This is a genomic window from Bacteroides sp. AM41-16, assembly GCF_003603495.1.
GTDB classification, from domain to species: Bacteria; Bacteroidota; Bacteroidia; order Bacteroidales; family Bacteroidaceae; genus Bacteroides; species Bacteroides uniformis.
On the sequence record NZ_QTNE01000007.1, the window covers coordinates 82,922 to 98,550 of the forward strand.

The 15,629-nt window shown below is 53.4% G+C and carries 7 protein-coding genes; all 7 read right to left on the bottom strand.

Annotated features, from left to right (window positions below; all coding sequences use genetic code 11):
• Positions 1-160: 160 nt before the first annotated feature.
• Positions 161-1,681, bottom strand: a complete 1,521-nt coding sequence (locus DW896_RS08340; protein ID WP_119993120.1) for a RagB/SusD family nutrient uptake outer membrane protein — start codon at positions 1,679-1,681, stop codon at positions 161-163.
• 83 nt (positions 1,682-1,764) lie between these two features.
• On the bottom strand, positions 1,765-4,800 hold the full coding sequence (locus tag DW896_RS08345; protein ID WP_119993122.1) for a TonB-dependent receptor: 3,036 nt from the start codon (positions 4,798-4,800) through the stop codon (positions 1,765-1,767).
• A 137-nt stretch (positions 4,801-4,937) separates the two neighbouring features.
• The gene (gene bglX / locus DW896_RS08350; protein WP_005830329.1) at positions 4,938-7,229 is read right to left on the bottom strand and encodes a beta-glucosidase BglX; all 2,292 of its coding nucleotides are present in this window, start codon (positions 7,227-7,229) and stop codon (positions 4,938-4,940) included.
• A gap of 119 nt (positions 7,230-7,348) precedes the next feature.
• Complete coding sequence (locus tag DW896_RS08355) at positions 7,349-8,740, bottom strand: glucoamylase family protein (RefSeq protein ID WP_034529406.1); 1,392 nt, start codon at positions 8,738-8,740, stop codon at positions 7,349-7,351.
• 17 nt (positions 8,741-8,757) lie between these two features.
• Entirely contained in the window at positions 8,758-10,857 is a 2,100-nt protein-coding gene (locus tag DW896_RS08360) for a family 43 glycosylhydrolase (protein ID WP_009037724.1), read from the bottom strand.
• A 12-nt stretch (positions 10,858-10,869) separates the two neighbouring features.
• Positions 10,870-12,420, bottom strand: a complete 1,551-nt coding sequence (locus DW896_RS08365) for a RagB/SusD family nutrient uptake outer membrane protein (protein WP_034529274.1) — start codon at positions 12,418-12,420, stop codon at positions 10,870-10,872.
• Positions 12,421-12,438: 18 nt separating this feature from the next.
• On the bottom strand, positions 12,439-15,462 hold the full coding sequence (locus tag DW896_RS08370; RefSeq protein WP_005830322.1) for a TonB-dependent receptor: 3,024 nt from the start codon (positions 15,460-15,462) through the stop codon (positions 12,439-12,441).
• Positions 15,463-15,629: the final 167 nt, after the last annotated feature.

Consider the following 15,629-nt stretch of genomic DNA (forward strand, 5'->3'; position numbering starts at 1 on the left):
GCAGCGACACTGCAACTGTTGTGCAGTGCTACTGCAACACTTTTGCAGTGCCACTGCAAAAAGTTTGCAGCTCTTTGCAGTAGCAATGCTTTGATTGAAAGCAAGTTATGAAATAGACCTTTTGCCATTGATTGGGTCGGCTGTTTCCTTTGGCCGGGTATCAATAGTCGGGGTTCTGTACCAGTACTCCGTTCGATTTGTCTATCTCTGTCTGGGGCAGAGGCAGTAGTGCATTCTTGTCCTGGTAATTCTTTCCGGCAGCTTGCAGCACTTCTTTGGCAATGCCCCAGCGCACGAGGTCGTAGAAGCGGTCGGGTTCCAATGCCAGCTCTACGCGGCGTTCGTGGCGAATGGCGTCACGCAGCACGGACTGGCTGGCAGATTCTACCTTCGGAAGCACGTTTGCCAGTGTGCCGCGGGCATGGGCGCGTACTTGTTCCAGATACCCGGCGGCTTCGCCCGTCAGCCCTTTCTCGTTGGCGGCTTCGGCAGCCATCAGCAGCACGTCCGGATAGCGGATGAGGCGGATGTTTACCCAGAAACCCATACGGCTGTACTTGCGGCGCAGTGTCGGGTCCGTGTAGGCCTTCTTGTTGAAGTAGGCACCCATGGCGGTGGATACGGGTGACTCGCCATAAGGCTGGTTGGTATTCTCCGGTGTGATGGGCTCGTCCGTGCTGCGGCGGAAGTAGAGCAATGTGGCGTTCCGGCGCGGGTCGCCCGGCTCAAAGGCTTCTCCCATCAGTTTGGTGACCATGTGCCAGCCCCATCCCAGGTCCCACTCGCCGGCTCCGCGCACCCCTTGCACCTGGCAGAACTGGCTGCCGATGCTGGCATCCTCTTTCATGGCATCGGTGGCTTCGCATTGCAGTTCGAAGATGCTCTCGCCGCAGTTTTCCCCTTCTACGGTGAAGACTTTGTCGACCGGTGTATTCAGGTTGTAGATGCCCGACTTTATCACTTCGGTGGAGGCTGTGTACATATTGTCCCAATCGTTCCGCATCATATAGGTGCGTGCGTGCAGGGAGCGTGCGGCGCCCCAGGTCAGCCGTCCCGTATAGTCGCTGTCCCACCGCAGGGGCAGGCATTCTTCGGCTTCGGTCAGGTCTTTGTCAATCTGTTCGTATATCTTTTCCGCCGTGGTCTTGGGCACGTTGGCATCGGAGGCTTCCACTACCTTGATGGTGACCAGCGGCACTTCGCCAAAGGCGCGTACCAGGTTGAAGTAGCACCAGGCACGGAAGAAGAGCGCTTCGCCGCGGTTGCGGATGGCTTCGGTGTCGTCCTTGTGTCCGCTCTTCTCAATGTCGTCCAGGATTTCGTTGCACTGGTAGATGATTTTGTAGTTCTGTCCCCAATAGGCACTCAGAGGGCCGTTGGAGGCAGTGTATTCGAAGTCGTCCCACATGGCGGCCTCGTTGCTGCCGTCGCCGGCATCACTGCCTTTCTCGGAGTCCTCGCTGCGCACCATGTGCACCATAAAAGCAGGAATACCGGCAGTGATATCGTACGAGCGCATCAGGTAGTAGACGTTGAATATCTTTCCGCCTACAAGGGCGTTAGGAGAGTCATCTTCCGTGAACTGCCCCAGCGGGTCGCGGTCCAGGAAGTCGTTGCAGGATGTCAGTGAGAGGGCTGTTGCACCCACCAGCAATGTAAATATGTATTTTATCAGTTTCATAAATTTATATTTTTCATTCCCCGTTTCCTTTGAAGGGGGCGGGGGAGGTTTGAAGTTACTCTTTCTTATTTAGGGGAGGGCTTTTAGAACGTCAGATTAAATCCGAACGTATAAATCGCCGGCATCGGATAACTGCCGTCGTCCACCCCGAAAGCGATGGCCGAGCCGCCCAGTTCCGGGGTATATCCGGTGTTGTGCTTCCAGGTCTTCAGGTTCTGTATGTTCACGTAGAGCTTCAGTGCCTGCATGCCTATCTTCGAAATCAGCGCCTTGTCGAAGTTGTACGCCAGCGACACGTTGCGGATGCGGAAGAAGGAGCCGTCCTCTATGTAATACTCGGAGTTCAGATTGTTGATGGTATGCTTGGTGTTCAGCAGTGGCTGGGTGTTGCTGGTCCCTTCGCCGTGCCAGCGGTCCATGCGTTGCTCCATGAAGTTGAACTGGCTCCAGTTGTAGTTGTCCCACGTGCGGTAAATCTGATTGCCGCCCTGCCCCATCATGTCAACGGCAAGCTCCCAGTTCTTGTAACCCAGTCCGAGCGTGAAGCCGTAGGTGATGTCGGGGGTGGGGTTACCAATCATCGTACGGTCTGCCGTGGTGATTTCTCCGTCACCGTTCACGTCGCGGAATTTCAGGTCGCCCGGGGTGACGGTTGCCAGTGTGTTCTTGGGAGAGTGCTCAATCTCCTCCTGGGTCTGGTAGACGCCTTCCACCTTGTAGCCGTAGAAGTAGCCGATGGGGTATCCTGCCATTGTGTAGCTCTGCTGCTTGTCTCCGGCTATGATGGAGTAGCCTTCCTGCACGAGGCTCAGTACCTTGTTCTTGATGGTGGCAAGGTTCATACCGATGTTGTAGTTCCAGTCGCCTATCCGGTCGCGCCAGCTCAAGGCAAGCTCCACGCCCGAATTCTCGATGGAGCCGAGGTTGCCGATGCCCGGTACGGTGCCCGAGATGCCCGGCACTTCGGCGAGCAGGTCTTTGGTCTTCTTCTTGTAGTACACCCCTTCAAAGTGCAGGCGGTTGCGGAGGAAGTTGGCTTCTGCACCGGCTTCCCAGGCTTCCACCTTCTCCCAGCGCAGGTTGGGGTTGGGCAGGTAGGCAAGCTGGTAGCCCGGGTAGATGGCGGACGGGGTGCCGAACACGGCGGAGTAGGCATTCGTCAGCAACGGTTCGGCGGGATAGGCGCGGTCCAGGTTCTGGTTGCCCAGTGTGCCCCACGAGCCTTTCAGTTTCAGCATGTCCAGCCAGGTGATGTCCTTCATCCATGCTTCCTCGCTCATCAGCCAGCCCAGGCCGACGGAGTAGAAGTTCTGCCACTGGTTGCCGGTGTAGGAGAAGGCGGAAGAACCGTCGCGGCGGTAGGAGCCGTTGAACAGGTACTTGCCCTTGTAGTTGTAGAGCACGCGTGCCAGCACGGACACGGTGGAGCGCTCCCACTGCGTACTGCCGTTGGTGGCGGTGGCTGCGTCGCCGATACTTACGTACCATTTGTCGGGATTGTCCGGAATGACCAGGCCTACCCCTTGGGTACGGGCGCCGTTCAGATTCTCGAGCTTGTTGTAGTAGGTGGTGAAACCGGCTGTGGCCGTCACGCTGTGGTCTCCCCAGGAGTTGGTGTAGGTCAGCAGATAGTCGCTCTGTACCTTCATTTCCGTTTCTTTGGCTTGGGACACTCCGGTCTTGCCGTTGCCCAGCGTGGCTATGTCTCCCTCGACGCTTGCGTCATATACCTGGATAACCGGGGTGTATGTCCGTATGCTGTTCGAGGCATAGTCCAGGGAGAACATGGCCTTGAACTGGAAGTGTTTCAGGAAATCCCATTGCCCGTACACGTTGCCCGAGCCACGGTAGTTCTCGGCTTTCGTGGTATTCGCCTTCAGGTCTACGTCCACCATCGGGTTGTTCATCTGTGCCTTCTGGAATCCGGGCAGTGAGGTGTAGAGGCCGTACTCGGAGTTGAATACATGCGCCACCGGAGCTGCGCGCAGGGCAGTGGCAACGCTCTTCGTGTCGGCGGGCAGCATGCGTGCCCCGTTGAATTGGAAACCTACCTTGAGGTTGTCCGTCACTTTATAGTCGTTGCTGATGTTCAGCGTGATTTTGCTGTACTTCTCGTGCTTGATGTTGCCTTGCTCGTAAGCATAGCCCGCACCGAGATAGAAGCTGTTCTTGTCCGAGGCACCCGTGATGCTGATGTTGTTGTTGGTGATGAACCCAGTCTGGAAGATTTCATCCTGCCAGTTGGTGTTTCCCGTCCAGTCCGAGAAGTTGTATTCCGGGTTGCCCTCGTTCCTCAACTGTTCGTTGTACAGCAGTTTGAAGCCTTCGGCATCCGTCAGTGCAATTTTGTCGGTGATGGACTTGAAACCGAACGAGCCGTTGATATTGACGCGTGTCTGTCCCTCTTTCGCCTTCTTGGTGGTGATGATAATCACGCCGTTGGCACCGCGCACACCGAAGATGGCGAGCGACGACGGGTCTTTCAGTATCTCCATGGATTCGATGTCCTGCGGATTCAGGAAGTTGATGTTGTCGTTGAACAGTCCGTCCACCACATAGAGTGGCTTGTAGCCGTTGATGGAGTTTGTTCCGCGTACACGGATTTCCGGGTCGGAGCCTGCCTTGCCGGAGTTTATCACCTGCACGCCGGCAATCTTTCCTTGCAGTGCGGATACGGGGTTGACCACCGGCTTGTTGGCGATTTCGTCGCCTTTAATGTTGGTGATGGAGCCCGTAAGGTCTCGCTTCTTGGCGCTGCCATAACCGATGACAACGGTTTCGGCCAGCATCTGCGAGTCGTCTTTCATCTGGACGTTGATTACCGACTGGCTGCCTACCTTGACAGCTTGCTTCACCATGCCTACATAGGAAAAATCCAATGTGTTCTCCGGGGTGGCCTGGATGGAGTACCGGCCGTCTATGTCGGTAATCACGCCATTGGAGGTTCCCTGCACCAATACGGTGGCACCAATCAGCGGGTCACCCAGGGCATCGGTCACGGTACCGGTTACTGTTTTCTCCTGCGCCGATGCAGCGACACTTGCCAGCAGGCACACCGTCAGAAATAGGTTTCTCAGTCTTCCGGTTTTCTTCTTGGGAAGGTTTAGGTTCTTCTTCATTACATTGATTTTTTAGTGGATAAATCATTCAGTTTCTCCTCTGAACAATCAAAATGCAAAAAAGATTTGGTGACGGTGTTAAAAAAGGGCAGCCCGGTTTTCGCGGACTGCCCTCTTACCTAAAAGCAAAACTATACCTATTTCAACTCAAAACTCGTAGTCTTTACATCGCGGCTGTTGGGTCCAATCATTACATGGAACTCGCCGGGTTCGTATACATACTGTATGTCGTAGTTGTAGAACTTCAGCAATTCGGGGGTAATGGTGAAGGTCACCTGCTTGCTTTCGCCTTTTTTCAGGTGGATGCGCTCGAAGCCTTTCAGCTCTTTCACGGGGCGGGTAATGCTGCCCACCAAGTCGCGGATATAGAGCTGTACGATTTCATCTGCATCGTAGTTACCCGTATTGGTTACGGTTACGGAAGCGGTCAGCTTGCCGTCCGCATTCAGTTGCTTGGAGCTGAGCGTGATGTCACTGTACTGGAAGGTGGTGTAGCTCAAGCCATAGCCGAAAGGATACAGCGGGTCGTTGCTCACATCCAGGTAGTTGCTGCGGAACTTCTCGAACCATTTGCCTTCTTTCAGAGGACGGCCGGTATTCTTGTGGTTGTATGCCATAGGCAACTGGCCCACATTCTGCGGGAAAGTGGTGGTCAGCTTACCGCTGGGGCAAACGTCTCCGAACACTACGTCGGCAATGGCGTCTGCAGCTTCACTACCTCCGAACCATACATTCAGGATGGCAGGAACATTTTCATTCTCCCAAGTCAGCACTACGGGACGTCCGGAGAACAATACCAATACTACGGGTTTGCCCGTTTTCAGCAATGCTTCCAGCAGGTGGCGCTGTGCGTCCGGCATTTCCAGTTCGGAACGGCTACTGCTCTCACCACTCATCTCGGAGGACTCGCCGAGGGCGGCTACAATGACATCGGCTTGTGCGGCTACTTTCAGGGCTTCGTCCAGCAGTTCTTGGTCATTGCCACGGGGCAGTTCACGGCCGAACATCGTGGCGCGTGTCTGGTAGTCGGCATCGTACATCAGGTTGCTGCCTTGTGCATAGAGAATGTTGGCCTTGGAGCCGACAGAATTCTTGAAACCTTCCAGCAGGGTGCTGTATTTGTCTGCTGTGGCTGCCACACTCCAAGTGCCCGGCATGTTGGCACGGGTGTTGGCAAGCGGGCCAATCAAGGCGATATTGCCTTTGCGTTGCAAGGGCAGCAGATTGTCCTGGTTCTTCAGCAGTACGAATGTCTCTGTGGCAATCTGGCGGGCGATGGAACGGTGTTCGGGAGTGAACACTTCTTTTTCGGCACGCTTCACGTCGCAGTATTTATACGGATTGGCAAACAGTCCCAGCTTGTATTTGGCTTCTAGGATGCGTCGGCAGGCTTTGTCAATGTCGGCCTCAGTCACTTTGCCTTCTTTCAGGGATTTTTCCAGTGTGCCGATAAATCCGTCGGCTACCATGTCCATGTCTGTTCCGGCGGTCAAGGCACGTGCGGATACTTCCTGCAGGTCGCCGATTCCGTGGTCTATCATTTCGGAGATGGCTGTATAGTCTGTCACCACGAAGCCGTCGAAGCCCCATTGGTTGCGCAGTACGTCGGTCAGCAGCCAGTGGTTGGCAGTGGCGGGTACTCCGTCAATTTCATTGAAGGAGGTCATTGCGCTACCCACACCGGCTTCTACGGCAGCCTTGTAGGGAGGGAAGTATTCGTTGAACATACGGTTGCGGCTCATATCCACCGTGTTGTAGTCGCGGCCGGCTTCTCCGGCACCATACAGTGCGAAGTGCTTTACGCAAGCCATTATCTCGTTGTTGGCACTCATATCCTTGCCCTGATAACCGCGAATCATGGCTTGTGCAATGGCTGAACCCAGGAAGGGGTCTTCACCGTTGCCTTCTGATACACGTCCCCAACGGGCATCGCGGCAGATGTCCACCATCGGGCTGAACGTCCAGCAGATACCGTCTGCACTCGACTCAATGGCGGCGATACGGGCCGATTTCTCTATAGCCTCCATGTCCCAACTGCACGAGAGTGCCAAGGGGATGGGGAATACCGTTTCGTAACCGTGAATCACGTCCATACCGAACAGCAAGGGGATGCCCAGGCGGCTGTTCTCTACGGCAAGTTTCTGCACTTCGCGGATGTTCTTCACGCCTTTCAGGTTGAACAGACCTCCGACTTCACCGTTGCGGATTTTACCGGCAACGTCGCTGCTCTTGGCTTGTCCGGTGACGATGTTTCCCGTTACCGGCAGGTTGAGCTGACCGATTTTCTCGTGCAGCGTCATTTTGCCCATCAGCTCCGTAATGAATTTATCCATCTCCTGCGGATTGCCTTGGGATGTGTTTTCTTTGGGCGTTGCCGTCACGGTGAGGGCAGAGAAAGCCAAGGCTGCTAATAATGTGTATTTCTTCATATGATATAATTTTGATTATCCCCTCCGGCCCCCTGAAGGGGGAGGGGAATAGTGATATAGAAATTCAACTTAAGCTTAGCTGCTCCATCATGTCGCATACTAACTTCAATCGTAAATCCCTAAGCCTTAAATCCCAGCTTCTGCAATCCTTCCTGAACCTCGGGACAGCTCATGAAGAGTTTCCACAACAAGCCGGAACGATAGTTCTCAATCATCGGGGCAATGGTGCATTGGTCGATGGCAAGATAGCGGGGTACCGTCCAGTCACTTCCCTCGGAGAAGGCATCGTAGAATCCGTACTTGCCCCAAATCCAGTCGCCTTTGGAATAGAAATACTTCAGTGCACGCATGGATTCCTCCGGTGTGTAGGGAAAACTGGACAAGGCTGCTGTCGGTGTGATGACACCATGGTCGTTGTCGCCCGGGCAGTGGGCTGCATAGCCTTTGGTAGAGTAGCTGGCGGTCAGTCCCCAGCAGTCCTCGCCGTAACCTTTGTATTGTTTGGGATTCTCCACGCAGTAGCGGTAGTTGGAGAGGGCATGGTTGCGCACCACGTTCCAGTAGTTGGCATAGCGGTCGCTCAGGTTGCGCGGGTCCAGACCGATGTGCGAGTATTGTGCCCAGAACAAGGGACCGCCCAGTTTCTCGGCTCCGTTGTGTTTCAATTCCAAAGGCAGGCCGTAGGGGGCAGAGTCGGACTTGATGCCGCCGCCGCGTGCCCAGCCGTTGTGGTAGGCTGAAGCCGGAACGGGATAAGTGGGGGAGGAGGCTGCGAGCACATACACAATCAATGCTTCGTTGTAGCCTTCCAGCGGGAAGTTCATTTCCCAGTTGTATTCGGGAGACCAGTGCCAGTAGATGACATCCTTGCCATTCTGATACCAGCTGAACTCCATCTCTTTCCACAATTGGTCAATCTTCTCTACCAGCGCCTTTTCCTGCTCGTTGCCGTCGCGGAAGTATTGGCGTACGCAAAGCAAGCTTTGCATCAGGAAGCAGCTTTCCACCAAGTCTCCGCCGTTATCTTTTTGTCCGAAAGGTTTCACCTTGCCGGTAGGGCCGTACAACCAATGGGGCCATACGCCGTGGAAGCGGTCGGCGCGTTTCAGGTAATCGGCAATCTTGGTCAGGCGCTTCACGCCTTCTTCCCTGGGGATGAAGCCGCGTTCGATGCCTACCAGCAGTCCGGCTATACCAAATCCGCTGCCGCCGGTGGTGACAACATTCTGGTCCTTTTCGGGATAATCCCCATCCAGGTGGATGCGTTCGCGTGCCAGTCCGGAGGTCGGTTCCGCACCGTCCCACATGTAGTTCAAATGTACCTTCTGGATGTAATCAAGCATTTCGTCATCCGAAGCGAATGATTCGGGACGTACTTCCTCTGTGTCGGGCTTTTCCTCTTTTCCGTTCTCTTTCCCGTTTTCCTTCAAGTCGGAAGAGCAGGATGCACAGCCCGCCAATGTGGAAATCAGGAACAAAGCCAGCACATGTATCATTATTGGTTTTTTCATATCTTTATTTCTTGTGTTTAATTTTTTGTCATCTTGCACAATGGCGAACGGCCGTTTTCGTTCAGCGCCTCGATAGTGAAGTAATAGTCCGTGTCCGCATCCAGTCCGCGGAAGTCATATTCCGTCTGTCCCAGTACCGTGATGGCATTGTACATCTTGCCTTCGGCGGTGCCGTAGTAGATGTTGTAGCCATAGGCGCTTGCTTCGGGTTGCCAGGAGATAAGGGCATTCCGGCGGTCTTTCCTGTCACGTTTCACAGTCAGTCCTTTCACGGCTTGCGGGACATCGCCGTCACCGTTCCCGAAGACGCGGAAGCCGGACAAGGCGACATTTCCCGTAGGCATGTGCACATTCTCGTATTTCAGATAACGGGCACGCAACGGCTCGTTGAGCTCGATGTAGTCGTGCGGACAATCCTTGTCACTGTCGCTCTTGTCTATGACCAATGTCCATTCTTTTCCGTCTTCGGAAGCAAAAATACGGTATTGGTGATAAATATCCATGGCACGGTTGTATTGAACCGCTTTATGGTCGTAGAAGTTCAACTGCACGGCACGTACATTCTTTGTACTGCCCAGGTCTATCCCGGCCCATTCGCCGGGGTTGCCGGAACGGGCTGCCCAGTAGGTGCGCATACTTTCGTCCGTCAGGTTGGAAGCTGCATGGATGCTATCCGTAGATGATACCTCCACCGGTTTGCCGTAGGACAGAAGCATCCATCCCGTGAAACGCTCTGCAGGGTTCTTTACGTCCATCGGTTCTGCCCAGTTGGGATAATCGCCGAAGGCAGTAGACGAATACATGACACCATCCTTGTCGAAAGCCACCGGATAAAGACCGATGCGGCGTTCGAACTTGTACTTCAGGGAGAGCATGCAGGTGGCCACGTGCCAGTAATTGCCTTTCACGTCGCAGAACGTGCCTCCATGACCGGCACCTTGCACATAACCGCCCGGCTTGTAGCACATCGGGTTATGCTTCTGGTAGACAAACGGGCCCAGCGGGGAATCCGAAACATATACGCCATCGGCATAGACTTTGAATTCAGTGCCCGGAGCACCATATTGGAAATAATATTTGCCATTGTGTTTGGTCATGTAAGCGCCCTCTGTGAATGGGCGGAGCGTCACCTCGTCATCGTTGTTCATTCCGAAACGTTCCCAGCCGTGTTCTTCCGGGCGGAGCATCATCACGTCGTGAATCTTGCTGATGGGATAGAAATCATTCCGGTCCAGTTCCACCGCCTTTAGCGGATATTCATTGCTGGAGCCATAATACATATACAGTCTGCCGTCATCGTCCAGAAACATGCAGGGGTCCCATGTGGGAAGCACATTCTTTTCGATGGCACGTTTGAAACGTCCCGTTTTGGGGTGTGTGCTGTACCACACGGCAAGGCCTTCGTAGGTGGAGCCGGTATAGAACAGCGTGTCACCGCTTACATAGGCTGCCGGCGCGCACTGGTCGTCGTCCGTAGGCTTGCGTTGGAAGCCGGCAGGAACGAAATCCCAATCCACCAGGTTCCTGGAATAGTGAAAACCGCCCTGGTTGGTGGAGAACAGAAAGTATTCTCCCTTGTATTCCACCGCCATCGGGTCGGCAGAGGAACGGAACGAACCGTTGGGACGCACATTGTTGTTGAAAGGCTCGAAGTTATAACTGATGTTCATCGGATTGCAGAAGGTGCGCGACAGAGGCGCCTGCGGGTCATACCACCGGGTCGCCTGGGCGGGACGGCGGATTGCGGTTGCCTTGTGTACCTCTTCTTCCATCACTACCTCAATATCGGTTTCATCCAGTGCCAGGATTCTGTTCACTATCTTTTTCCCGGGATAGTAGACATACAGGTGCACGTCGTTCTTCGCTCCTTTGATGGCAAAGCTGCCGTCGTGGGCAGTGGTATTGTGCATGGGACTTGCGAAGAACATGACTGTGGCGCCTGCGAGTGGCTGGCGGTTGGTGTCCAGTACGTGTCCTTTTACGATACGGTCTTGGGTTACAGTGATGTAATAGTCACTGACTTGCCCCTTCACCACTTTGATGGAATCGTCAGGGGTTGCCTTTGCCGCCAGAGCGGCAAAGGCTATTCCACAACTGATTAGGAATCTTTTTACCATATTGGAGCGGATTTATTCGGCAATTCCGTCAATGGGTTCCAGCTTCAGGTCGGGAAGGTCGTCCAACTGGTTGGCCGGTATGGGCCAATAAGTCTTTTCTGCTGTCCATCCTTTGGGACCGAGTACGGTGGCGGCATCGCCGGTACGCACCAAGTCCACATAACGGGCACACCATTCGCCGCAAAGCTCCATCCGGCGTTCGTCCATCACGTCTTTCAGGGTAACACCGGTTTTGGTGCTCATGCCTGCACGCCGGCGCACTTCGTTGTAGCCTGCGTCTCCATCCTTGCCCAGTCTGACTTTGGCTTCGGAGTTCATCAGCAGCACTTCGGCATAGCGGATGATACGCACATTGTTGTTGGCTCCGTAGGTCGTACGTGGAAGAGTCATCTGATTGTAGGGAAGGTAACCTTTGCCGTTCCAACAGTCGGTCTTGGTGGCCGATGTGGGACCTACCTGCCAACCCTCGCGTGTCTTGCTCAGGGCTTTCAGGAAAGAAGTCTCGGCACGCACACCTTCGCCACGGGCTTCGGCCCATGCCACGAACTCGGGTTCGTAGCCGATGAAGTTCCAGCCGCCTATGGACTTGGCTCCTTCGGCCTGCTTGTAGCTGATGGTGCCATCTGCGTTCACTACTTCAACATACTTCTCTGCCATGTTCGGACCCTGGAAGTTGAACCACTGGTCTACGCCCAGATAATCGCCCGAACCATTGCCGTAGTCCGTCACCTGGCATTCGAACAAAGACTCGTCACACAACTTTCCGGGAATCTTGAACAGTTGGTAGAAGTCATCGTAGAGACGGAATCCGCCATTCTTGATGATGTCGTCGGTCAGAGTCTCCACTTGGGCATAGTCTCCTTTCAGCAGATAGACGCGGGCGGCAAGTGCTTGGGCGGTGAAGGCTGTCACGGCTCCCTTGTGCTCCATCTGGTTGGGACGCATGCGGGGCAGTTTTCCGATGGCATAGTTCAAATCTTCCAGCATATAATTATATACGGCGTCTACGGTAGAACGGCGGAAATCGGTCTGCAGGTTGTCACGGTAGATGACGGTGGGGCCGAAGTTGGTCACCAGGCAGTAGTAGGCCCATGCGCGGATGGTACGCACTTCGCCGCAATAGGATTCGTAGGTCTTGTAGTCTTCGCTTCCTGCTGCAAGGTGTTCGGCATAGCTGTCGAGGCTTTGCAGGGCGGCATTGGTGATGCGGATGATGTCGTAGAAGTTCATCCATACCTGGTTCAGCGCCCAGAAGGAGTTGTTATAGTTGAACTTGCGTCCGAAGGTCACGGCATCGCCCTGGTCGTCGGTACGGCCCGACCACACGTCACCGTCGCGGGTGAACATCAATAGTGCGTTGCACCAGTGCATGCCCTGTGTGCGTACTTTGGAGTAGGCACCCACTACGGGTTGGTACATATTGTTCTTGTTGGTAAAGTCTACGCCTTGTTCGGGAACTTTGTTCTCCGGATCGATTTCTATGAAATCGGTGCAAGCGGTGGCTCCTCCCAGCACCATCATGGCGGGAAGTATATATGCGAATGTTTTCTTTAAGAATTTCATTGTTTTACGTTTTAGGGTTTAGAAATCTATTTGCACTCCGAAAGTATAGGTTGAAGTCAGAGGGTATACTTCGGTATCCCAACCTTCGGCATCCGACACTTCAGGTGTGAAGCTGTTGGCCTTGAAGGTAGTGAAGGGGCGGTCGGCCGTCAATGAGAGGCGGAGTCCCGGCATCACGTAGCTGCCTATCTTCAAGTTCTTGAACGAGTAGCCCAGCGTGATGTTCTGGATGCGGAAGTAATCGGAGCTTTCTACGAAATAGGAAGCGTTGTTACTGTCTGATTTGTTCCAGGTTTTGAGAAGAGCCTTGGCCGACGGATGTTCGTTGGTAGAGCCTGCACCCGTCCAGCGGTTCTCATACTGTGCGCGGTCAAAGTTATAGTAGTCGGCTGCATAGCGCAGGGCACGCTTACGGTTCCACAGTTCGCCGCCTGCTTGTCCGTAGGTAGTGAGGCTGAAGTCGAAGTTCTTATAAGAGAATCCGGCATTGAAGCCATAAGTAAAGCTGGGCACGTATGAGCCCAACACCTGCTTGTCGTTTCCGTCTATCACATGGTCGCCGTTCACGTCCTCGTAGATGAAGTCGCCGGGTTCCAGTCCGTTGGCCACGGCGATGGGGTCGGCAGCACATTGTTCAGGAGTCTGGTAGATGCCGATGACCTTGTAGCCATAGAATGAGTTCATCGTCTCGCCCACCATATTCACGGTCTTTCCGCCTTTGATGATTTTCATGTTTCCTTTTAGGCTTTTCACTTCGTTATGCAGATAAGAGAGATTGACGCCGATGTTGTAATTGAAGTCCTGGCCAATCTTGTCGTTCCAGTTCAAGGAGAGGTCGATACCGGTATTCAGAATCTGTCCGTTGTTGCCGGCCAGCAGCTCGCCACTCATCGGGAGCTTGGGTGAAATCACGGCGTTGTCAGTCAGACGGTAGTACCAGTCGATGTCGGCGTTCAAGCGGTTCTTCAGTGTACTGAAGTTGACGCCCACGTTGGTTTCGTTCACTACTTCCCAACCCAGCCAGCTGAAGTTGGTGGTGTTGATGAATCCGTCGATGGCGGTATTGGGACCGAATACGGACTGTACGTTCTGTATGCTTGCGAAGCCTGCACTGGCAGCAATCTTGTCGTTACCCAGCTTACCCCAGCTGGCACGCAGCTTCATGTAGTCGAAGATATTCTGGTTCTTCATAAACGGTTCTTGGGAGATGACCCATGCGGCACCGATGGAGGGGAAGTAGCCCCATTTGTCGTTGTACTTGGACGAGCCGTCGGCACGGAAGGTGAACATCAACATGTACTTGTCGTTGTAGTTGTAATTCAGTCGGGTGAAATAGGAGAGACCGCGGTATTTCCAGCCGTCGTCTTTCACCGTAGCGCCTTCCTTGTTGCCCAGTGCGATGTATTTCCACACGTCCTCACCTTCGGGCACGTTGGTGGCGGTACCTTCGAGCAGGCGGTATTGCTCTTGACGCATGGATGCACCCAGCATACCGGTAAAGGAGTGTTTGCCCCACTTGTCAGTATAAGTGGCCACGTTGTCCCATATATATTTGTAGTAGTTAGTGTTCTTTTTAGTGAGTTCGGTAACCTCTTTCTTCTGGTTGGTGCCTACATAGTAGGTAGGAGTGAACTCAGAACCGCGAATCATTGAGTAGTCGTAGCTGTAGCTACTGCGTATATTCAGCTTGTCGGGGATGAGGTTGAGCTGTGCATAGAAGTTGGTCAGCACTTGGTAGGTCTCGTTCCGGTTGTCGTAATAGTTGGCAGTGGCTACCGGATTGTTGAAGTTGTTGGTCAGGCCCACCTGCTCGGGCGATGTGTACTTCTTAGGGAACACGGCATCGTCGCGGCGGTCATCATACACCGGGATGATAGACGGTGTGTTGTATGCCTGTTGCCATGCGGCATTCTTGGGAAGCTGCTGCTGCGAGTTGCTGAATACGCCGTTGAAGCCTACTTTCAGCCATTTGCGGGCTTCGTAGTCAAGGGCGGCACGGAAGTTCAAGCGGCGGTAGTAGTTTTCCACGTCCATGATACCGTCTTGTGCCAGATAGCTCATGCCGGCAGAGTAGGTCGCTTTTTCCGTACCACCGGAGATATTCAAGCTGTGATTGGTCATCATGGCTGTGCGCAACAGTTCGTCATACCAGTTGGTATCGGCATTGAATTGCAGGTTTTCCATATTGCCTCCGAATTCGGCTACTGACTTTTCGAAAATCGACCGGTAAGCTTCCGGGTTGGCTTCCAACATCATGGTGGCATACTCGTGAGAGTTACACATCTCCAGCAGGTTGGTGGCTTTCTGAATACCTACATAACCGTTATAGGTAATCTTGGCATCCTGGTTGCGGCTTCCTTTCTTGGTGGTGATGATTACAACACCGTTGGCGGCGCGTACACCGTAGATGGCAGATGCGGATGCGTCTTTCAAGATGGTCATGTCCTGAATGTCGGAATTGTTCAGGAAGTTGATGTTGTCGTAGAACATTCCGTCCACTACATAGAGAGGAGAAGTGTCACCGAAGGAACCCATACCACGGATGGTCACTTTAGGACCTTCGCCCGGCGTTCCCGAATTGATGATGTTAACACCCGGTACCTTTCCCTGCAATGCTGCCATCGGGGAGGAGGTAGGAACATTGATAAGTTCTTTCTCTTTGACAACGTCAATCGGGGCCGTCAGGTCTTTCGCCTTGGCCGAACCGTAACCGATAACAACAACTTCTTCCAGTAGTTGTGCATCTTCACGTAGCTTTACATTAATGACGGATTGTCCCGCAGCGCTTATTTCCTGCGGCAACATGCCCAAATAGTTGAATACGAGAGTTGCGTCTTCGGGGACGCCGTTCAGTACATAGTTACCGTCGAGGTCGGTAGCTGCTCCAATAGTAGAGCCTTTTACTACAACCGTGGCTCCAATAATCGGTTCGTTGTTCTGATCAACAACAGTTCCTTTAACTGTCTTTGTTCCTTGTGCCAAAACTGTCAGTGGCAATGAGAACAAAATCATGAATAGAAGAAATAAAGTTTGCCTTCTCATAAACTAAATTTAAGAGTTAATAATTCTGCCGGCAAAGGAAGTAATTACGGTAAGTAAGGCAAAAAAAAACACTACCACGATAATACGTTTAGGGTAAAAATGGGTACCGTTTTACTACGTTTTCGTGTTACTTGTTTCTAATAATCAGTTTGTTATGATTGAATGAT

Coding starts and splice junctions, on each gene's coding strand:
- DW896_RS08340 (WP_119993120.1), bottom strand. CDS start 1,681: ATGAAACTGATAAAATACATATTTACATTGCTGGTGGGTGCAACAGCC.
- DW896_RS08345 (WP_119993122.1), bottom strand. CDS start 4,800: ATGAAGAAGAACCTAAACCTTCCCAAGAAGAAAACCGGAAGACTGAGA.
- bglX (WP_005830329.1), bottom strand. CDS start 7,229: ATGAAGAAATACACATTATTAGCAGCCTTGGCTTTCTCTGCCCTCACC.
- DW896_RS08355 (WP_034529406.1), bottom strand. CDS start 8,740: ATGAAAAAACCAATAATGATACATGTGCTGGCTTTGTTCCTGATTTCC.
- DW896_RS08360 (WP_009037724.1), bottom strand. CDS start 10,857: ATGGTAAAAAGATTCCTAATCAGTTGTGGAATAGCCTTTGCCGCTCTG.
- DW896_RS08365 (WP_034529274.1), bottom strand. CDS start 12,420: ATGAAATTCTTAAAGAAAACATTCGCATATATACTTCCCGCCATGATG.
- DW896_RS08370 (WP_005830322.1), bottom strand. CDS start 15,462: ATGAGAAGGCAAACTTTATTTCTTCTATTCATGATTTTGTTCTCATTG.